17 protein-coding genes are annotated in these 21,971 nt (G+C 35.0%); 3 read left to right on the top strand and 14 right to left on the bottom strand.

Annotated features, from left to right (window positions below; all coding sequences use genetic code 11):
• Window positions 1-283 precede the first annotated feature (283 nt).
• Together KQI89_RS13125 and KQI89_RS17740 are read left to right on the top strand one after the other, a co-directional pair.
• Window positions 284-787 carry an RrF2 family transcriptional regulator gene (locus KQI89_RS13125; RefSeq protein WP_216457449.1) on the top strand — a complete coding sequence of 168 codons (504 nt, stop codon included), beginning with the start codon at window positions 284-286 and terminating at the stop codon, window positions 785-787.
• 149 nt (window positions 788-936) lie between these two features.
• Window positions 937-1,149, top strand: a complete 213-nt coding sequence (locus KQI89_RS17740; protein WP_246583101.1) for a hypothetical protein — start codon at window positions 937-939, stop codon at window positions 1,147-1,149.
• Window positions 1,150-1,384: 235 nt separating this feature from the next.
• Here KQI89_RS17740 and KQI89_RS13115 read toward each other — a convergent pair whose 3' ends face one another.
• The 6 genes from KQI89_RS13115 to KQI89_RS13090 all read right to left on the bottom strand — a co-directional run bounded on the left by KQI89_RS13115 (window position 1,385) and on the right by KQI89_RS13090 (window position 11,368).
• The gene (locus KQI89_RS13115) at window positions 1,385-2,509 is read right to left on the bottom strand and encodes a radical SAM protein (RefSeq protein WP_216457448.1); all 1,125 of its coding nucleotides are present in this window, start codon (window positions 2,507-2,509) and stop codon (window positions 1,385-1,387) included.
• A 591-nt stretch (window positions 2,510-3,100) separates the two neighbouring features.
• Entirely contained in the window at window positions 3,101-5,044 is a 1,944-nt protein-coding gene (locus KQI89_RS13110; RefSeq protein WP_216457447.1) for a vWA domain-containing protein, read from the bottom strand.
• Window positions 5,045-5,219: 175 nt separating this feature from the next.
• Complete coding sequence (locus KQI89_RS13105) at window positions 5,220-6,455, bottom strand: hypothetical protein (protein ID WP_216457446.1); 1,236 nt, start codon at window positions 6,453-6,455, stop codon at window positions 5,220-5,222.
• The gene (locus tag KQI89_RS13100; RefSeq protein ID WP_216457445.1) at window positions 6,446-8,563 is read right to left on the bottom strand and encodes a hypothetical protein; all 2,118 of its coding nucleotides are present in this window, start codon (window positions 8,561-8,563) and stop codon (window positions 6,446-6,448) included. Before KQI89_RS13100 ends, KQI89_RS13105 begins: the two co-directional genes overlap by 10 nt.
• A gap of 138 nt (window positions 8,564-8,701) precedes the next feature.
• Entirely contained in the window at window positions 8,702-10,495 is a 1,794-nt protein-coding gene (locus KQI89_RS13095; RefSeq protein WP_216457444.1) for an oleate hydratase, read from the bottom strand.
• 303 nt (window positions 10,496-10,798) lie between these two features.
• The gene (locus KQI89_RS13090; RefSeq protein ID WP_216457443.1) at window positions 10,799-11,368 is read right to left on the bottom strand and encodes a TetR/AcrR family transcriptional regulator; all 570 of its coding nucleotides are present in this window, start codon (window positions 11,366-11,368) and stop codon (window positions 10,799-10,801) included.
• Window positions 11,369-11,708: 340 nt separating this feature from the next.
• On the opposite strand from KQI89_RS13090, the gene KQI89_RS13085 reads away from it, so the two are divergent.
• Entirely contained in the window at window positions 11,709-12,245 is a 537-nt protein-coding gene (locus KQI89_RS13085) for a flavin reductase family protein (protein WP_216457442.1), read from the top strand.
• 437 nt (window positions 12,246-12,682) lie between these two features.
• On the opposite strand, the gene KQI89_RS13080 is transcribed toward KQI89_RS13085, so the two are convergent.
• From KQI89_RS13080 to KQI89_RS13045, 8 genes are all read right to left on the bottom strand, one after another.
• Window positions 12,683-12,853 (bottom strand): helix-turn-helix domain-containing protein, encoded by a 171-nt coding sequence (locus KQI89_RS13080; protein ID WP_281418320.1) that lies wholly within the window; start codon window positions 12,851-12,853, stop codon window positions 12,683-12,685.
• Window positions 12,854-12,900: 47 nt separating this feature from the next.
• Window positions 12,901-14,646, bottom strand: coding sequence for an ABC transporter ATP-binding protein (locus KQI89_RS13075; protein WP_216457440.1), 1,746 nt, complete (start codon window positions 14,644-14,646; stop codon window positions 12,901-12,903).
• Window positions 14,643-16,397: an ABC transporter ATP-binding protein gene (locus tag KQI89_RS13070; RefSeq protein ID WP_216457439.1), complete on the bottom strand. Its 1,755-nt coding sequence runs from the start codon at window positions 16,395-16,397 to the stop codon at window positions 14,643-14,645. The genes KQI89_RS13075 and KQI89_RS13070 overlap by 4 nt, the downstream gene beginning before the upstream one ends.
• A 228-nt stretch (window positions 16,398-16,625) precedes the next feature.
• The gene (locus KQI89_RS13065) at window positions 16,626-17,438 is read right to left on the bottom strand and encodes an ABC transporter ATP-binding protein (RefSeq protein ID WP_216457438.1); all 813 of its coding nucleotides are present in this window, start codon (window positions 17,436-17,438) and stop codon (window positions 16,626-16,628) included.
• Window positions 17,439-17,460: 22 nt separating this feature from the next.
• The gene (locus tag KQI89_RS13060; protein ID WP_216457437.1) at window positions 17,461-18,498 is read right to left on the bottom strand and encodes a FecCD family ABC transporter permease; all 1,038 of its coding nucleotides are present in this window, start codon (window positions 18,496-18,498) and stop codon (window positions 17,461-17,463) included.
• Window positions 18,498-19,547, bottom strand: a complete 1,050-nt coding sequence (locus tag KQI89_RS13055) for a FecCD family ABC transporter permease (RefSeq protein ID WP_216457436.1) — start codon at window positions 19,545-19,547, stop codon at window positions 18,498-18,500. The genes KQI89_RS13060 and KQI89_RS13055 overlap by 1 nt, the downstream gene beginning before the upstream one ends.
• A gap of 98 nt (window positions 19,548-19,645) precedes the next feature.
• Window positions 19,646-20,641, bottom strand: coding sequence for an ABC transporter substrate-binding protein (locus tag KQI89_RS13050; RefSeq protein ID WP_216457435.1), 996 nt, complete (start codon window positions 20,639-20,641; stop codon window positions 19,646-19,648).
• Between the two features lie 97 nt (window positions 20,642-20,738).
• Window positions 20,739-21,566, bottom strand: a complete 828-nt coding sequence (locus KQI89_RS13045) for a helix-turn-helix domain-containing protein (RefSeq protein ID WP_216457434.1) — start codon at window positions 21,564-21,566, stop codon at window positions 20,739-20,741.
• Between the last annotated feature and the right edge of the window lie 405 nt (window positions 21,567-21,971).

Genomic DNA, 21,971 nt, shown 5'->3' with positions numbered 1-21,971 from the left:
ACAAGTTACAATAGAAACTACTCCCTCATGATTTAGTACCTCAAAAAATTTTTCTGTAAACATTTTATATTCCTTCTTTCTTTTAAATTTTAGACAATATATATCGTGGATAAATGTTATCACCGATTCTTGTTATCTCTAATAATACAATTTCTTTTTTCTTTTGTCAATATAAATATTTTGTAGAAGAGTTTATATTTAATATTATATGATTATCTTGAATGAGAATAGATAATAGGATATTATTAATAAAAGATTATAATATATCAAAGGAGTATGAAAAATGAAATTTTCAGTAGGAGTGGAATACGCAATACATTGCTTATTATATATGGTAAATTCAGAAGAAGGGAAATCTGTGGGAATAAGGGATTTAGCAACATTTCAGGGTATTTCAGAAACTTATTTATCAAAAGTATATGCAAAATTAAGTAAGTCAGGAATTATAAAATCTATGCCAGGTGTAAAAGGTGGTTATGCACTAGCTCGTAGTGCAGAAGAAATAACATTTTGGGATATTGTTGAAGCAGTAGAAGGAAGTGAACCATTTTTTCAATGTGCAGAAATTAGACAAAATAATATATTATTAGATAAAGATAATTTACCAGATACACATACAAAATCTCCTTGCTTAATAAAAGTTGTAATGTTAGAAGCAGAAGATGAAATGAGAAAATATTTAAGCAAGAAGACATTAGCATGGCTATATGATGAGGTATATAATAAAATGCTTCCAAAAGAGGTGGAAAAATCAACAATTGAATGGTTTAGTAATAAAAGAAAGTAGTGATAAGGTGAACTACATCACAACGCGACTTCTTATTTTTAATTTTTTTATTACGTATCTCGCAAGGAATATATGGTTATAGTGGAAATAAAATCAAGTTGCTTCTTATCAAAAATTGATTACTATGCTTTTATGTAAAGTATTACATATTGAAAAGCGTTAACAATTTTATGAGTTATGTTCAATTTGCTAAAGATTTCTTAATGAAACACAAGCCTATAAAAAAAAGGAAGCATGAAGAATATACTTTAAAGCAAAACGAAGATTTAAAAAAACATCTTCGTTTGATTGATGGAAAGCTCGATTATTACCATGATGCCTGCCAGACTTATGATATGGACTCACCAATTCCAACCTGTTAAAAATACATAGAATAAGGATATAATGCAGTGTTTGTACTAAGGTAGTAGGACTTGCAAAATCCACATATTACTATAATTTAAGCATATAAGGAACATAGATATACAAACCTGTAAGAGGAAAATCAAAGGGTTACTCATTAACTCTTTATATTTGTACAACTTCATCAAACAAAAATTCCCCCAAACTCTAAGTCTGAGGGAACACAAAACACACTATGGAACTTTATAAGACACTCTAATAATCTATCAATACTGGTTTATAGTCTTCTGGTAATTCTTCTTCACTTAAGAATTGAAAATTATCATCATTCAGTATTGGGAAAAATGCTTCATATGGAATCCTAGAAAACTCACAGGCATAATCATTAGCTCCGAACCACCTACCTTCTTTGCTACTTAAATTCAAACCTCTAGCAAATTTTGTGTAGTTTGAACAATCATGAACTGCTAAATCCCAATTTTCTTCATCGGCTATTTTCATTAATTTGAAAGTTAATTCCCTACTCCAAATTGGAGATATGTAGCCCTGTCTTGAAATATACATGTTATCCTCAGAATAGTTGTCTATGTTGTTCTCATTTAAATGTAATTCTGCACAATTAATAAAATCCAGTTTTGTATCTAAAATAGCTTGCTTTTTCTTAAAGAATGTTTCAAAAAACTCAGGAGTCATTGGAGTTTCAATACCCACATTTTTAATATATTTTTTAGCAATTCCAATATTCTCAATAACTTTATCTGAACAATTAGAAGCACCAAGGTTAAAACGTATCTCATCAAGACCAGCTTCACCCAATGCTTTCAATGTCTCTTCTGTAGCTAAAGTTCCGTTGGTGTATAGATGTTGATAAATCCCTGCATCACTAAATTTCTTTATAACGGAATAGTATTTTTCAATTTCCATAAATGGCTCTAAATAAACGTAGGAAATGCCTGTAGGCTTCTGGTGAATTGAAAGAAGCAAATCAATATCCTTCTCATAAAATTTACTTCCCCCAATTTCCCACATCCCTTCTCCAATGGGAGGTATATCTTCTAGTTGTCCATAATTATAACAGAACTTACACTCTAAGTTACATTTGTTTGTTTTTCTAATTGCACTTAATCCAGTCCCTAAAAGACAGGAACGACATCCCTTTGAGAATTTATTTTCATTCCCCACAAAAAAAGTTCTATTTTCTAAAGTCTTTAAGCCTTTAATTTCTGACATTAATTTATCATTTCTATGATCGATAACTGCCTCAATTTGTGCTAAGGTAGCATAAATGATTTCCTCATGTTTTACACTAAGCCCCTCATCCTCAGGTAATTGGGCAAAAAAATCAAACCATATCAACGCATCACTCTTTGAAATTTTCATAATGTATCCTCCTCTAATTAATCCGTTAGTGTGAAATTTTTTACACTGTTTTTAGATTTTCTCTTGATATATCAAGGGTTGCAGAGTTTTTTACCAAAAAAATAATGCCTCCCTTTTTTGGTATAATTGAGTTCACTTACAATGTAAGACTATCCAAAAGTAGAGTGTCATTGTTGAACCCAATTATATCATTTTTATTCCTATATAATCAATATTTATTAAAACAGATGGATAAGTTACTTTTAGAACTCTTCAATGAAATCAATGTATAATCCTCCACTTCTTTTATTAAGCTTAGATATTTTTTACCATTGCTTTATGTATGGTTGAGCGCGGGGCATTTATCCATTATTTCAATAAACAAATGCGCAAAACCTCTTAGTTCTTCGTATTTGTTAAACTCCATAAAGCAAAATTTCCCTAAAACTCTCGTCTTAGGGAACACACAGCACACTTCGCTATTTACTTAAGACCTTCAAATCCTTAGAGATGTTACTTTACTTACCCATTATGAGGTAGATATAGTATATACTCTGGATTTCAAAATGCAACGTCCTGATTTTGTTATATTAAAAAAATCCGCTGTCAACACTAATTATTAAAAATAGACTGCATATTTTTTCTTACTGCTTTTAGCAGTTCTTTTGGCAGTTTTTCTACTTGTTCACCAATCATTACTCCGTGTGGTTGTTTGTATCCTTCATTCCATACGAAGTTAAAATTTTTTTTACTTGCTTCGCTATTTTTCCCTATTTGAAAGGCATAAACTTCAACATTTTTAGATAATAATTCTTGTACAGCTTCTTTTGATGATCCTGGAAAACTTGATGCACCATCTGTAACTTCAAATACTATTTTTATTTGTTTTCCTTTTTTAAGTTCACTTTCCTGTATGGGCGTAATTCTATTAGATATTTCCTTAAGACAGCTTGCATCATCTGTTGCTCCATCTGTTGCATTTAGCTTTACAATTGAGCGAATTATATCACTTTTTTCTTTTTCTTTCACATTTTTATCGTTAAATTCTTTAACATTATAATACCTACTGCCAAAAAAACAAGTTTCACTTAAAACGTCTACTTTTTGATTCAATTGCTCTGCATTACTTTTTAAATATCTATTAAAATCATCTATGGACAGCAAGGTCACTGCCAAAGCTTTTCTAGCCACCTCAATTTTTGACGGATTCATTGATCCTGAGTTATCTATAACAAAAGAAATCTCTATTCTTTCAGGTAATACATCTGCCCTAGTCTCTAATAAGTATCTATTAAAAATCGGAAGATTTTTGTAGCTTCCCTTTTTTTCAGCTTCTACAAAATCCGGATAAAAGTTAATAAAACTATCCACATCTAGTTTTCCCTTTACTTGACCATATTTTTTTACACTTACTTCTTTTTTTGCGTTCCCTATCAATTTCTTCCAAAATTGACGCATTTGTTCTCTTTCTAATTTCATTTTATTTGAATAAAATTCAAATAACTGTTGATCTGATTGACTAATCCCATAAGTCTCTAAATCTACCTTACCTTGCATGGTATTTTGTATACTCTCACTTATTTGGTCTTGTTGATCCATCATTTCTTCTAAAATCTTTTCCACTTCTTCTTGAGTAGATTCTAGTGAATCTGGCATCTCATCTGCTTTTGACTGTTCAAAAGGATTTTCACTTCCTTTAACCTTTTCTTCCCTCTGTCCTTTTGATTTATAAAGCATCATTTCATCAATTTCTTGTTTCCATAATTGTTCAAACGTTGGATAGATGAAGGAACGAATGAATGGATCTCTCTCTATGATTCCTTGATCATTATTTATCTGTCTAATTAATTGATAATGAATAAAATCAAAAAAAGGCTGATTAAAAATTTTTCTATCAAAGGGATTTAGAGCACTTTCTTCAATTTTAGGCTCTATTTTATATAATTCAATAATAAAAAAGCTATTTGCAAAAGCTCTATGCTTAGGCATTTGAGAAATTGACTCAATGGTCTTACCTGTCTGTTTCATATATGAAACAATTTTTTTAAAGTTTTCTTCATCCCTATATATAGGACACATCTGCAAAACTCTTAGAAAAGATGTTTGTTTATCCAATAGATGTAACAAATCAAAAATTTCTTTTCTCACATAATTAGAAATAATTTTAGGCCTATATGCAGGGTCATTTTCTAGACCTTCTTTTTTTATCCTAGTGATAATATACCTTGTCATGTGATCAATTTCTTTCTGCCAATCTTTTTTTCTATTCAGATATTTTTTAGTTTGCTTTTTCCAATCAGGATATAAGGCTAGCTCATAATAGATATGCCACATGATTTGATTGTCATCTAATTTTTTATCTAAAAAACTTTCCAAGGGTAGGTACAAAATTCCTTTGGAAGAGTCTAATATAAATCTTTGTAGTTTTGAATCAGTAATATACATCAGACTAGAATCTCTTGTAAATGTGGCTAATGAGCGTTGTTCTTTTTGCAAAAACTCTTCGCAATGTTTTTTAGATTCTTCAATTAGTGTTTGTTCATCAAAGTCAAACATACTCATCCCTCCTATTAGGCATCTGAAAATAAATAATAAGTCAAAGATGGGAAGTATATTTTGAGTTAGACAAGGAAACAGGTTCCGCAGATAGTAGCACTATCTAAGGGTTCTGTTGACGCAGTATAACAAAAAATAGACGAGCATATTGACTTATTTGTTTTTTGAAGATGCCTTAATACAACGGCAGATTCCACAAGTCTTTTGGTGTATCAATTCGATCAATGTGTAGCAAATTTAATTTACCTTCTATATCCATCAACAGATATTTTGAAACATCTAATTTAAGGACATTAGTAAAAAATATATCTTTAATTGTTGCATCTTCATTTAGATACCAATTTCCAAAATTCTCTTCAAACAAGTATATGATTCCATCTTCACTTAAAACTATAGCTGTGCCTTTTTTAGATTGAATGTCAAACAAATTACCTTTTAAATCATTCAATTCTATTTTCATAGTTTTTGAATCTTCATATAAAGAAAATAGCTTAAGCTGTCCTTTATTGCCTGTCACTATAAGTGATTTCTTGTTACCATTCTCATCTTCTAAACATCTAATTTGCCTTATTTCATCATTTAGAAAATCAACCTTTTCTGTAATGGTAATTTGTTTGTTCTCATATTTGATAAAATATAAATTTCCCATCTTTGTTCCAAGTACAAAATAATCATCATTTATTTTTTCTAGTACAGTCCAATTTGGAATAGTGCAATATATATCTTTATGAAAAACTAAACCATATTCATCATTTTCCTTTATTATTTCAAATAAATTTAACTTTTCATCTCCATTTTCCGCTACAAATAAGCCATCTCTAATTGCTAAACATCTTCCAAATCCATTAAAATCATAATTTGTTTGAACCCTTTTAACTTTAATCTCTCCATTAACATTAGGTAGCTTATCAAAATTATCGCTTGAAATTAGATAACATCCTCCTCTGACTCCAAAGAGCAAAATTTCTTTGCCATTTAATTTGCACATAAATGAAATTGTCTCTTTTATTTCTTTAATAGGAGGACTCCACTCTCCTTCAATTTGATTATAATCAGAAGAATCGTCTGCAATGTCTATATAAAAAAATTGAACTTTTCTATCTATACTACTTGTAATAAAAAGGTTCTTATTAATCCTCAATGAAGTTTGTAAAAAACTATCAAAACTAAAAGCCCCCAATTGCTTTATGGGATTTATCCTCATTGAAGTCTTCTTAATATCATTTACATAAACTCGATAATAGGGAATTAAATCAGTCAATAACTCTTCTTCTATTTTTAAAAGTTTGTTTAATTGTTCTTTGAAACCATCATCTAAAATTCCATTTGTTTGGCATTCATTCAGTTTTTCTCTTAGCTCTTCAACTTGACTCTTAAAATCCTTCCTGTCTACAGACAAATTTATTTCCATTTTTCTTCTCCATTGCCTTCTAAGTATTCAAGTAGATCTTTTGAATGCTCTAAATGAGATAATTGTTGATCTAGCTTTTGATACTCTGCCGCATCAATTCGCGATGAATCATCAATGGCAGCTTCAAAAGTTTCTTTTAGTCCTTTTGGAAAAGTTTTTCTCGGAGTTCCTTTCCCAAATATCAGATGAACTACATCTAAATAGCTTAAAGTTTCTGTTAATGGCCTTACATAGTTATATGGACGAGTACGAATTTCATCATAGGTTGTGGTTGCTTCTCCTAAGCCTTTTGTCTCAACCTTCCATCCTTCTCCCATAGGAAAAAATCCAAAACGTACTGCTTGTGAGAGAATATAGTTTTGGTCGTCAGGATAAGTAATTGAACTAATAAAGCCATCCCACAAAGCTTTGCTTAAGTCTTTTTCTTCGCCTCGATTCCAATTATCTAAAACATGTAAAATACTACGAATTGATAACACTGACTCCCTTAACTCTAGTTCATCCGCTCCGCAATCTTTTTGAGCTTCGTCATCTTTACATTTACCCATAAAAACATTTTGAGTAACCCTGCACAACTGAGAAAATCTAAACAATTCTTCTAATGTCCTTTTGGAATTAGGAATATGAATATTTCCATTTTTATCAGCTAATCGCGCTATTATTATTCTAAAAAGTTCATTTCTTTCTGGGAGCCCTTGATCTTCTAAGGAACCAATTGTCTTTTGAGGTACATAATTATATTCAATGGTTACGAAACGTGATTTAAATGCTGGATTTAACTCATTTGTTCCTTCATAATTAACCATTTGGCTTGACAGGTTTCCTGTACCAATAAATCCAAATCCAGGTTTAATGAGAACAGGACCAACTCCTGTGATATAAGCTGTATTCCCTGCATGACGCTGCAAAATATCATTTAAAGCAATTAAGTTTTGCATGGCAATTGTATTTAATTCGTCTACAATTACAGGTCGCCCCTCTTTTACTGCAATCAAAATTTCTCTTTCTATTTTTTTGATTTCAGTACCAAAAGCGCTATTACTTGCTACCAATAAATCAGAAAAACTTTTCCATATTTGAATTTTAAGTTGTAACTGTTCTTCATCAGTCATCTTCTCTAGTCTAGTTCTGTGCTCATCCATCCACTCATAAAAATCTCCTATAATCATGTTCAGATAATCCGCAAAAGACCCTTTAGAGAAGCTGTGTTTGAGAGTCAAAGTTTTCTCTACAAACATATCTTCATAAGTTAAATTATGGGACCCAGATATAAATAGTGGCTGCAGCGATTCTATTTCTTCTTTACTTCCATTAGTTAAAATATTTTTATAGTGAAGCTTTCTTTCTTCATTAAATTGTCCAAATTTTTCAATAGCATCCTTTTCTGTGGCATTTGGATTTCTCGAAAACCAATCTTCCATTTTATCTTCTAATTCTCTTTGTATTCTATTCTGAATAGTAAAATCTAGGGCTGCTTCAGTTGCTAATTGTGTTTTTCCACTTCCCAAATGTCCTACAATATACACAGGAACACCTAAATTTAACGAATCTATTACCTTTTGTTTTGCTTTGACTACATAAGGTACAGTTACCAAACGCTGCTGATGTTGGGTTTCTATATCACTTATCAGTTGACGTTTATAATAAAATTCCCATGCTTCTGGAGAATTTTCTACAATTACCTCTAACTCTTTTTCTAATTTTTTTATGCAATCAACCCTATATCTTGTAGCTGAATTACTGCCATAATGACTGTAATTATTACTCTCGCTATTTACTCTTCTTTCTAAGCGAAGGAAAAACTTTTCATATTCAATTGAATTTTCAATTTCTTGTATCTTTTTGCCCTTGTTTTCTGTTTCTTCTTCTACATAAGCTCTATATTTTTCATAATAAACATTGTTTTTTTTAGAATCATTAGGGATTTCATAATCCCTTTCTTCACATTTTCGAAAAGCTTTAAAAAACGCCCCTTGTTCTTCTATTTTTTTATTATTCTCGTATTCCGATGATTTTAACGCTTCCTTACGTAAATCATCTTCATACCAACTTTGCATTTCTCCTATAGTAGGAATATAACCTTGTTTGAGATCTATTTTTTCTTTCAAAGAGGTTCCTCCTTCGTATGATATTCTACTATATTATCAATATATCAAATGGCAATATGAATAATAGCTACAATAAATTAAAATCCCGATTTTTTTAAAATTCGGGATTTCAATCAAATTATCTAACTGTAAATGTCATTAAACAATTCCATATTCTTTTAATAACTTTTCAATGTCTGTTCCTGCTACTTGTTTTAAAATTTTACGTCTAGTCATTGGTGGTAAATCAAGTTTTGGTTTTTCTCCATCTAATAAACATACACCTGCATTTAATAAATAGCGGATATCATATCTTGAAGAAAATACTTCAGGAACTCCTTTTTCAACTCCAGTTAAAACATATACTGCTTCCATAGCTGTACGTCCTGAATATTCTATAGTAAATACAGTATCACGACCTGGATCATCTAATGTTTCAGCAAATTGTCCAAGGAAAGCAAAGTTTACTCCATTCTTTGGTACAACATATGGACGATCTCCAGCTGCACGAGGCATAAATTGAGATGTAATATATGGCATCATAACAGGAACTGCACTACATGATCCTGCTAATTCTTCAATTTTATCTGTAGGAACACCTATATGATATAACCATTCTTTTGTGATTTCCTTACCAGTACAATCTCTCATAGGTTTTTTAATATAATCTCCAGGGACATCAGAGAACAAACCATATACCCAAACAACAACGTCTTTTTCAGGTTGTCCATAATACTGTTCTTGACGGTTTATTGTCCAACTCATCAACCATGAAGAGTCAAGAGCTGAAACTATTCCACCTGTTACAGTACGTCCGCCGTATGGTGAACGTTTTGTAATCTTTTCAATGTACTCTGGAACACGTTCATCATGACAAGTTACTGTACAAGACTCCCAGTTAGATTTTTCTGTATCTGTACAGAATTTATCTGGTCTTCCAAACTCATCTGATTGAGCTGCTATATTTCTCCATAACTTCCAGCATCCTTCTGGTTCCTTATTAAATGGTGCAGGAGTATTGTCATCACCATATCCTGAACCTTCAGTCATAGAACCGTTAGTAATAAATACTAAGTCCTTTTCTGTTAAATCAATAGAGATATCTTTTCCAGTTTTATCTGTTGCAACTATTTTCTTTGCAACCTTTTTATCATCTGAAATTGAGAACTCAACATTATCAACAGTAACTCCATATTCAAATTTAGCACCATGATCTTCTAAATACTTAACCATAGGTTTTACAAATGAAGTGTATTGATCATGTCTTGAAAATTGTAAAGCTGAAAGTGTTGGTAAGCCTCCAACATGGTGGATGAAACGATTCATATATAATTTCATCTCTAAAGCACTATGCCAGTTCTCAAAAGCAAACATTGTTCTCCAGTATGTCCAGAAATCAGTGTTTAAAAGTTCTTCAGAAAAAATATCTTCAATAGTTTTATCTTCAAGTTCTTCATCTTGCATATTTACAAAAGCAGCTAATTCTTTTGCTAAATCTTGACCTAAATTAAATTTTCCATTATCATAGCGCTCACCTTGGTTTTTAGTAATACGACAATTGCTAAAGTTTGGATCATCGTAGTTTGTATAATAGAAGTGATCTAACACAGTCATATTAGGATCTTCTGTAGAAGGTAATGAACTAAATAAGCTCCATAAAACTTCAAAATGATGACCCATTTCACGTCCGCCACGTGCTACATAATCCATATTTTGACGAACATTTCCGTCCAAAGATCCACCAGGAATATCTAATTGTTCTAAGAAAGTAATTTTGCTGCCATCCATATGAGCATCACGAATTAAAAAACAACCAGCAGCCAAAGCCCCAATTCCAGTACCTATTAAATAAGCTTTTTTATCTTCAATTCCTTTAGGCTTTCTTGCATTTACTAAAGCATGATAACTTCCATTTGTAAGGGTAAGTCTATCATCATGTGTTTTTAATTTCATTATTATCTCCCTCTTTCTTAATTTTTTAATAGTTTTCTGAAAACTACTATTATATTTAGAGTTCTTCCATATTCACTCTATTAATAGTCCATAGGGTGTAATAAATAATAGGTCCCCTTTAACTTTGTGAATACTTAGTATCTGTAAGGTTTCTATAAATCTATAATATAGTTTTTTTGTGTTTTTTTCATTAGATAAATAAACTGCGGTGTTCGAATTTCAAACACCGCAGTTTATTTGCTTAATTTTTAGTCATTGAGGTTAAAATGTCTGATAAAAAAGGATTCTCCTTATTGCCTCTTACTAGACATCTTTTAAATCAGCACTTCTCTTAAGGGATAACTCAATGTTTCCATCGAAGAGCTGCCCGATTCGTCTTATGATAGTATCAGGATCTTCCTTCATTCCAGAAGCAATCCAGCGTAATACCATTTCAGTGAGGGCACACTGATAAAAGGAGGCAATCAATTTTCTATCTTCCGAAGAAGCTGAGATACCGTCGCTTACCTTTTCAATATACCGTATCATAACATTTCCTGATACATTGTATATATAGTTCACTAATTCTTCTCTCTGCATAGAATTATATACATGATAAATGGCTGTTTTGTTTTCTAAAGCAAATTTAGCAGCCACAATAAAACTCTCCTCCCAGGAGAGTGTGTCATTATATTCATCAATGACTGTCTGAAGTTCTGTTTGGAAGATTTCTGACAAAAGTGCATATACATCTGTGTAGTAATAATAAAAAGTATTTCTGTTGATCTCACATTCTGTAGCAATATCCTTAACTGTAATTTTGTTAAGTGGACGCTCATTCAGCATCTTTATGAATACCTCATGAATCATTTTTCTGGTATATTGCTGTGCCAAGTCACCACCTCCTTGACGCCTTATCTATATTCAAAATTATAACACAGGGCATGATGTTCTACAATTAAAGCATTTTAAATCTCCTTATAAAATATGTGCCTCAAAGTGAACAATGCTTTACTTTATTACCCCACAAACTGATTACCCTAGTATGAATTTTCCTCCCACTAAAGACAATGTATATTTAAATGGCTGGAATAGACTCCTTCTTGTGACTCTATTTTAACTCACCTTTTCGATAGTATCTATCTAAATAGTGCATACTAGCTAATATAATTATTCTATTATATTATATAAACATATATATTATATAAACATAAATTATGTAAGGAGGTAAGCTATGAAAAAAGAAATTGAAGTATTTGATTATGCTAATGAAATTATGAAAGCGATAAAGACAGGGGTTTTGTTGACCACAAAGGTAGATGACAAAGTGAATTCTATGACCATTTCTTGGGGTACACTGGGAATTGAATGGGCAAAGCCTATTTTTACAGTTTTTGTTAGAGAAAATCGCTTTACAAAACTTCAACTTGAAAAAAATCCTGAATTCACAATAAATATACCTTATGGCGCTTTTGATAAAAAGATATTGGGGATTTGCGGGACAAAATCCGGTGGTACAATTGATAAAATCAAAGAACTTAATTTGACACTTGAAACACCTAATATTATTTCCGTTCCTGCTATTAAGGAACTTCCGTTAACGCTAGAGTGTAGGGTTATATACAAGCAAAAACAAGATGAGAGTGCAATTACAGAAGAAAACAAGAAGAAATTTTACCCACAGGAAGTTGATAGTTCATTCCACGGTGCAAACAAGGATTTTCATACCGCTTATTACGGAGAGATTGTTAGTGCATATATTATCGAATAGTATATCTTGAAGTTCCTTTATAATCAAGGTTGTGCGCTTAATGTTAAGCTAATAATCAGTATAATCTACACATAAGATTATACTGATTTTCCAGGAAAACCAGGAAGAGTAATCAGCATTGAGGATCGCATAATAATTGTAGAGCTGATAAAAGAAGCTAATGAAAATACTGCTAGGTTAATTCCAGCTTGTGAAGTTGTTGGTATAAGTAAGAGAATTCTTGAGATGTGGAGTAAATCTAGTGAAGTAGTTGAGAATAAAAGAAAAACGGAGGCTTTGATTGTTATTTCAAAACCGCCGTTTAGTAATAGTTCATCTCTTCCAAGTGATTATGACCGCCTAAACAACGGTTTTACTTTTTCCTGTAAAGAGTGAATTAAATTATCTTGTCGTAAAAGCAATAAGAACAATCCTCCATGCTTAAATTGTGTAGTTTTCTAATCCCTATTTGCCTTTATGGAAGATACCAGTCCTTGTTCTGCAAGACTGCTCATAGCTCGGCTAGCACTACCCTTGGATACACCTAACTTATTCTCAATATCCACAATACCAACATATTCGTTGCCTCCAAAGTACAACTCATAAACCACCATAATGTAGTTCTGCATAGAATCAGATAGGCTTTTGAAAGTTCTTCCTTCTCTCAACTCTTTGCTTATATACGTTCAGCTTTCAATTTCCAACCAATGGCATTTTTGCGTGTATTAATGAAATCGGCGTAAATACCTTTTTGTCCAATCAATTCATTATGAGTGCCCTGTTGCATGATTTTACCGTTATCTAAAACAAGAATTTGGTCGGCATCCTGTACAGTTTTTAGGCGATGGGCAATCATAATGATAGTTTTATTGCGGGTTAGCTCTGCAATTGCCATCTGCAACTGATGTTCATTTTCCGGATCAACATTGGCGGTGGCTTCATCTAAAATGATAATAGGTGCATCTTTAAGTAAAGCACGAGCAATGGAAATCCTCTGCTTTTCACCGCCAGAAATAGTCGCACCGCCTTCGCCGATTATGGTATTATACCCATCAGGAAGTTTAGAAATAAACTCATGGCAACAAGCCTTTTTTGCTGCCTCAATAACTTCCTCCATCGTCGCATCTGGTTTACCGAATTTGATGTTGTTTGCAATAGTGTCACTAAATAGATAGACGTCTTGGAACACCATACTAAAATTTTTTAGAAGACTGTCCAGCGTATACTCTCTCACATTGGTGTTTCCTAGCGTGATTGTTCCGCTGTCCACATCCCAAAACCTGGCCATTAGGTGGCAGAGAGTAGTTTTCCCACTGCCAGAGGGTCCCACAATAGCTGTGGTTGTACCCTGTGGAATTAAGAAACTCACATCATCAATGATTTTTTGCTTGTCGTAGGAGAAACTTACACTCTCTCCACAAATATCAAATCCGTTAGGTTTAATGTCTTTTCCAGTTACATCCATAACAGGGGTATCAAAAATACTGTTCACCTTATCCATAGATAAATCCATCATCCGAAGAAGCGCTGAAAACCCGCCCACAGTATCAAGTTGAGCATAAATCATAAAAGATGCCACCATCATCAGAAGGCAAGATACAAGCTCCATGCTACCGTTTTTATAGAAAAAGATGGATGCAAGGATCATTAGCACGCCAAACATCTTTAGGACAAAACTTTGCGCACTAATATATGGAACAAAACTTTTCTCTAATCTCATACTGACGTTCTCGTTATCGTAAATCGCATCATCTACTCGCTTATTTGCGCTTTTATCCAAATTATAAGATTTCACCACACCAATGCCCTGCACATATTCCAGCACCGCTTCCACCAGGTTGTCATCCGAAGCCGATTTGATGGGCGAAACCTTGCGCGACTTTTTCTGCATCAGAGCATTTATCGCAAAAAAGGCGAGAACACCCAAAGTCATCAGCAACGCAATTCGCCAATCAAAAATCAGAATAGCCAGCATAATCATTGCGGTAGATAGGAGACCCTGTAATGTCATCATGATAACACGCGTTGCTGCATCCTGTAATGTATCGCAACTGTTGGTTGTGACAGAGATAATATATCCAAGATTATTCGTGCTGAAATACCCCATCGGCATATATTTCAGCCTATCGCCAATCTCAACCCGCTTGTCCGCCGCCATAGTGTATCCACCCTGAGTTTGACGAAGGGTAAATTCTTTTCTTGTGAGAATGCATCCAATAATACTGACTAACATAATACCGAGGGACATCCAAACAGTCTGTATTGTCATATGACCATCTACAATAGCTGATAGCACTATAGCAATCGCCGGAATGCGGATTGATTCAAATATGGCATATAGAATAATGAGCCAAATCGAAACAATAAACTTACCTTTTTGCTCCCCTACAAATCGAAAAAATTTCTGCAGTATCTGTGTCATGCCAAAACCTCCTTTGCTGCGTCTTTTCCTGCATCATGAGCTGCCCACATCCTTTGATACAGAGAACAGTTCTTCAGTAATTCGTCATGTGTGCCTTCAGCATGAATGTTACCATCCTTTACCACCACGATTTTATCCGCATCAATAATAGTGGACAACCTGTGTGCAATGACAATCAGCGTTTTTCCTGTTATCATCTTGGAAACTGCTGTTTGGATGACTGCTTCGCTTTCCGGATCAGTATAAGCGGTGGCTTCATCTAAAATAACAATAGGCGCATTTTTAAGCATAGCTCGTGCGATAGTGATTCGCTGGCGTTCACCCCCGGAGAGATGCCCCCCTCCTCCGCCACACCGTGTTTCATAGCCTTCCTTCAATCCCATGATGAAGTCATGACAACCACTTTCTTTAGCTACACGCTCTACCTCGTCATCTGAAGCGCTCAGTTTTCCCATACGGATATTGTTGCGAACAGTATCATCAAAAAGATAATTATCCTGCGTTACATACGCAATGTTCTCATTGACCTGGGACAACGGAATCTGTTTAACATCTACGCCACCTATGGAAATAGAACCGTCCGACACGTCCCACTGGGAAGCAATTAGTTTGGCAATAGTGGATTTTCCTCCGCCTGACGGCCCAACAAAAGCGGTTACACCACCAGCTGGTATGTTTAGATTGATGCCGTTAAGTATTTGTTTTTCCTTGTAAGCAAAGAATACATTTTTCAGAGAAATATCATAATCTGTCAGTTCCACTTCCGATTGAGGACGTTCTATATTCGGCAGATTCAAAACTGCTGCAATTTCTTGTACCACTGCATGGATTTTCTCCAAATCATCCACATGGGACATGGTGGAAATCAACGGGGCTCCAATACCAAGTGAAAGAATAATGGTAAGAATAAAGGATTCAGCGGAAAGGGTTCCTTGCATATATAGTAGTGAGCCAATAGGCAGTACACTCACAAGCACAGCCGGTAAAACCGATAAATTCGTAGCAAAGTAGGTTAGAGAACTGCGTATCCAATCAATGTATGATGCTGCAGCTTCCTTTGCCGCAATAGTGAACTTTTCATAGGATGTTGCACTTTGGCTGAATGCCTTAATTACTTCAATACCACCTACATACTCTACAGCAACAGCGTTTAAACGTTTGGTTTTCTCCATACTATTTCGCTGCTTTTCCCCATATCCTGATGTCATTTTTTTTAGACAGTAAAGTGCGATGGGGAGCGTGAAAAGTGAAGCAAGCGCCATACGCCAATCTATCGCAAACAGATAGAGAATCACACTGATTGAAATCAGCAGATTTGCACTCATTTCAGGTATTACATGGGATAACATGGGTTCAATGTTATCAGTTTGTTCTACAAGGATGTTTTTAAGTGTACCCGATGGTGTATCTAACAAATAACCCATTGGTAGCCGGGTAAGTTTATCCGTCAATCGCAATCGCACCTCTGAAATTACAGCAAAGGTGGCTTTATGAGAAAGACTTGTGGATATTCCATGAAAAATATAACGTAGTAGCCAAATACCCGTTATAATTAGGCAGTATATGGCATAAAAAGAGAAATCTTTATCGTCCCGAATTAGGTGGACGATCATCTGCGCCACAAAATAATAAGGCAGAATGCTGAGCGCCACGCCAATTATCGCATAGATCACCGATGCAATATAACCGGATTTGTGCGGTGCGACGAAGTCTCTCAGCCATGAAAACGTAGTTTTTTCTTGTGTTTGCAATACGTGGACCTCCTTATAAATCAAGGCTTTATCAAATCCTCAAATAGCCTCTAAAGATTGTTATTTTTGAGCTTGCTCTATGCAGTCCTCTAAGTTTTTTTATAGCGTCGCTTGAAATAGTGGCTCAAGAGATTGAATCTACTTCAAAACCTTGAGCATCAACGATAATAGTTTGAATTGATTTTCATTTTGTAGTTCCAAGCAATACGGATGATAACCTATCAAGTATTATAGGACACCATCTTCTTGCTTTTTAGTTCCAAACAAATCATAGGATATACAATTAGGACGACCTGTGCGTGGATCATTTACAATCTGGGCTTCAATCCGGAATGTTTCTCTCAAGACATCACTTGTCATAACTTCTTCTGGCTTGCCGTGCTTTATAATATCTCCACAGCGGATAGCAATCATATAGTCTGCAAACCGGGCAGCAAGGTTTAAGTCATGAAGTACCATGACGATTGTGCAGCCTTGTTCTCGGTTCAATCTATATAAAAGCTCCAGAACCTCAAGCTGATAAGCAAGGTCAAGGTATGTAGTCGGTTCATCTAGCAAAATAAGATCAGTCTGCTGGGCAAGCGCCATAGCAATCCATACCCTCTGCCGTTGGCCCCCAGAAAGGCTGTCCACTGCCATTGTTTCATATTCTGTAAGTTTTGTGACATCAAGTGCCCATTGGATTGTTTTTTTGTCCTCTGGTTGTAGCTTTCCAAATCCCCTTTGGTGGGGAAAGCGGCCATAGGCTACAAGTTCTCCTACCGTAAGACCAGACGGGGCTTGAGGCGTTTGGGGCAATATCGCCATTTTCTGAGCAACTTCCTTTGTACTAAGCTGCCTCATGTCATTGCCGTTTAGGTATATAGAACCAGCTTTTGGTTTTAGGATACGTCCCACGGCTTTTAGTACCGTGGACTTTCCGCAACCATTTGCTCCTATGATGGTTGTTATTTTACCTTTTGGAATATCCATATCTAATTTATCAACTATAAGATTATCTTCATAAGCAATTGCCAGTTGTTCCGTTGAAATACTGTTCATGATCTGTTCCTCCTTTTAGTTACTACCTATTTTTTGTAAGCAAATACAGAAAATATGGCGCACCTATGATAGCCACAATAATACCAGTGGGAATTTCTGAAGGCTGTATGACTATCCTTGCGATAGTATCTGAAGCAGATACTAACACAGCACCAGTAAGCGCACAGGTGGGCAAGAGTATACTATGCTTTGGTCCAACCAGTCGCCTTGCCAGATGAGGTGCAATAAGTCCTACAAAACTGATGCTTCCGCCAACAGATACACAAACCGCTGCCAAGACTACCGCTGCGGCCAATAAGCCACGACGTTCCTTTTCAACTGACGTTCCAAGACTGTAAGCTACATCGTCTCCAAGATTCAAAATGTCCAAAACACGGGACTTGTACAACACATAGGGAATCAATAATATAAGCCAAGGCAACAAAGTCAATACGAACTTCCAGTTGCTTCCCCAAATGTTTCCAACTTGCCAAGTAGCCACAAAGTTATATTTTGTCTCATCCAGTTTTACTACAAGAACAGTCGTTAATGCAGATATTCCTGCTTGTATCGCAATTCCAGTAAGGATTAACCTCATAGGGGCTATGCCTTCGTCTTTTTTGTAAGCAATGGAGTATATAAGTATTGCTGTTGTTCCACCTCCTATCAAAGCAAGAAATGGTAAAGTAAAGATTGACAAAAAGCTTTTTGTGCCAAAAAACATGGTATATAATATTACCATTAATCCAGCTCCGGCATTAATGCCAAGTAATCCAGGATCAGCCAGTGCATTTCTGGAAATTCCTTGTATAATACAGCCAGAAAGGGCAAGTCCTGCTCCGATTAAAACCGAAATAACAATTCGTGGAAGGCGCAAATCAAACAAGATTAAGTTTTCCTTATTTGTTCCCCCGCCAAAAAAGGTGCGAAGCGTATCTGCTGGAGAAAGTTTCATATAGCCTGTGTTCATGCTTACAACGAAGGAGATTACAAGCAGAACAGCACAACTAAAAACAATGATAGTATTACGGATAGCAATCTTGCGCTTGTATGCTTCATTTTTCTTTTGTAGCTCTGTCATTACAATGCCCTCCTTTGTTTTCGTGCTAAATAGAGAAAGAACGGTACTCCAACAAGAGCAGTTAATGCCCCAAGGGGAGCTTCAAATGGTGGATTGAGCATTCTTGCTCCTAAATCAGCTAATACCATCAAAAGACCTCCAAGAATTGCAGATGTGGGGATAATCCAACGATAATCCATACCTACAAGGTATCTTGCCAGATGAGGAATTATTAGCCCAACAAAACCCACTGCACCTACTACTGATACAGATGCTCCCGCTAAAATTAATACTATAAGAGAACAAAGCACATTAACCAGTGTTGTATTTAATCCTAGTCCTTTTGCAACATCTTCACCCAGGCTAAGCAGAGAAACAGAGCGTGATAAAGCCAAAGCTCCCAGTAAGGCGCCTATTATCCAAGGTGTCATTATTTTTATCTGATCCCAATTTGAACCTGCTACACCACCAGCTGTCCAAAACATAATATTTTGCTCAACTTCAAAATACAGGGCAATACCTTGTCCAAGTGCAGTCAAAAGTGCAGTAACGGCAGAACCAGCCAGAACAATACGCATGGGGGTCGCACCACCTCTTCGAAGAGATGCCACACCATTGACCAATAGAGTACCTAAAGCTGCACCCAAGAATGAAAACAAAATAATCTGCATATATCCAACTCCCGGGAAAAAAGCAAAGCAGATAGCCAGAGCAAAGCCTGCTCCGGCATTAAGGCCAAGCAACCCGGAATCTGCCATAGGGTTTCTTGTGGTTCCCTGCATGATGGCTCCTGCTACTGCAAAAGCAGCTCCCACCAAGGTGCTGGCAATTATTCGTGGGATTCGTAAATCTACTACGATTAAGTGATTAACGTTCTCGGCATCAAAATGAAATATTGCATCCCAAACGGTAGAAATCGGTATTTTTACAGCGCCTTGTGTAACAGAAAACGCTATAGTCATAAGAAGAATGCCACTGCCGCATATCATAATGAGCCATGTTGTCCATATTCTGCTATTTGTTCTTTGTGCATCATTAAGCGGTAATGACGCTTCGTTCTGCTGCTCCATCAAAATCTTCCTCCCTTAAATTCTAGTATGTAATAACAAAAAGCCGGTGGCTGCCCGCCTTGCAGGTTACACCCGGCTTTTTGCTAATAATCTGTTGCCTACTTACTTAAAGCATCAATAATGGATTTAACTCCATATTTTGTTGCTAGCGGACCTCCTGTAACTGCTGAAATATCCAGAAAATGTACATTTCCTTTTTTCACAGCATTGAGAGAGTTCCAAACACTGTTATTATTTAACCCATCAAGAATAGACTGACTTAAACTAATATCTGCTTCAAGGAAAATATGGTCTGCATTAATATTAGAGAGTCCTTCCATTGAAACATTCTGACCAGCCATTTCTAAAAATGCCGGGTCAGGAGTAAGACCCAAACCTAATTCCTTGTCAAAGGTATATATATATGATGGGTCACTAGGACTTTCAACATGATAACTTTTCCCATCCCAAGTTTTGATTAATGCTACAGTTTCACCTTCTACAGATTTCAAGGTGTCACGCCCATTGGATATTTGTGTCGTAATATCATTGATGATAGTTTCTGCTTCTTTTTCTTTTCCCAAAATTTCACCAAAAGTCCGAATCCCAACACGCCAATCTGCATAAAAGCCTTCTCTATCCAAAACAATTACCGGTGCAATTTTTACCAATGAATCATAAATTGACTCATGATTTACCGTAGCGAAAATAATATCCGGATCCAACTCCACAATCTTTTCAATATTAGGGGATAGCTTGTCCCCTAATTCTGCTACTGATTTCATAGCTTCAATATCTTTCAGATAGGCCAAAGAAGCTAAAAATTTGCCCTCAGTAGAAGCAATTGGTATTTCTTCCAAGGGAACAAGAAATTCCGGATAAGAGTACCACAGCGAAACTATTTTCTCTGGTTTTTTTTCTATTACAACCTTATTGCCTGCAAAATCAACAAAAGTCCTTGGCCACCCTCCCTTATCATTAGCTGATTCACTTTTCCCAGCAGTAGGTGAGCTTTCAGATCCTGCTGTGTTATTATTTGTAACTGCTCCATTGCATCCTGTTAATAAACTTACCAACATTATCAATGAAAGCAAAAATCCAATTGTTCGTTTCATCATTATACCTCCAAATATGTTTTGAAGTTAGCTATATCTAACTTTTCTAATTTAGTATAGCAAAACACCTTACACATTGGAATGCACCCATGTTTAATTAAACTGGATTATTTATGAATTTATTACGATACTCTCTTGGAGATAATCCAAACTGTTTTTTGAATGCCCTGCTGAAATAAAAAGGATCATTAAACCCTACAGCCTGCGAAATTTCTTGAATTGTTGTCATATTTTCAACTAATAGCATCTCTTTTGCTCTATTCAAACGATAGCTGAGCAAGTAATCTCCTGGTCCCATGCCCGAATATTTACTAAACACATAAGCAAGCCGATTCCTGCTAACTCCATTTTGCTCAGATAGCATTGAGATAGCTAGTGATTCACTATAGTGTTCATGGATATATGCTGACACTTGGTCAAATAAAGTTTTAGAATTGCCGTTGTCTTGATTACGTGCACAAGCGAATACCTCTTCCAGTACATTATAGAATAGTACCTTTGTTTGGAATGCTGGAATACTTCCAGATTGAAATGATATTTTCCACAAACGTTCAAGCAAGTCATATAAGCGGAGAGAGTATCCAACTTGTAGCTCAAAATGTGATGAAGAAGGCGACAACTTATCTGAATCAGGACCACATATCTGGTAGTGTACAAGCAGATATTCCCAGCTTGTATTGTTGTTTTTCTTTTCAGCCAACTTCATTTTAGCTCCGCCATGTATTACCTTTCCTGGGGTGAATACATACGGCGTACCATCAAAAGTAAATTCTACTTTTCCATTTAAAGGAAACACAAAACCTGGAAAAGGTTCTGTATAACTAGGCCAAGACTTACCGGGTTTCTGAGTAAATCGATATATTCCCTCCATCTGAAAAGGAACATCCGCAAAATGCTTTGCCAGCTTGTTGATTTCTATTTTCATTTTAATCTACTCCTTAATTACATTTATCTTCTATTTTTACTATTATCTCTTGTCATAGATTATCTATCCTTATTATATCTCTTACGAGAATAATATTAATTACTCTCTACCACAACTATCTTACCAACCAGGTCCTTTAGTTTTCTATTCTGTAAATACTCAAAGGCTTCATTGGTATCTCAATAAATTTCTTCTAATTCACATAAGTTGGTGGTATCAAATTTAAGTTCATAATCCTTATTGGAAATAAGGATTTTAATAACTTTATTTTTTAACTTTGATGCTTTAAAACTTATCCCTTCTTCTATTTTTTAATAAGAAAAAACAGGAGTTAAAACTCCATTTGTAGGTTGTTATATATGAATATAGTTAAAATAATAATTAAATCACTTCATACATAAATAA

Origin of the sequence: Clostridium simiarum (genome assembly GCF_018919175.1) — a bacterium.
In the GTDB taxonomy this organism is placed as follows: domain Bacteria; phylum Bacillota; class Clostridia; order Clostridiales; family Clostridiaceae; genus Clostridium_L; species Clostridium_L simiarum.
The sequence above is the reverse complement of the archived record's forward strand: the minus strand, read 5'-3'. Positions and strand labels throughout refer to the sequence as shown.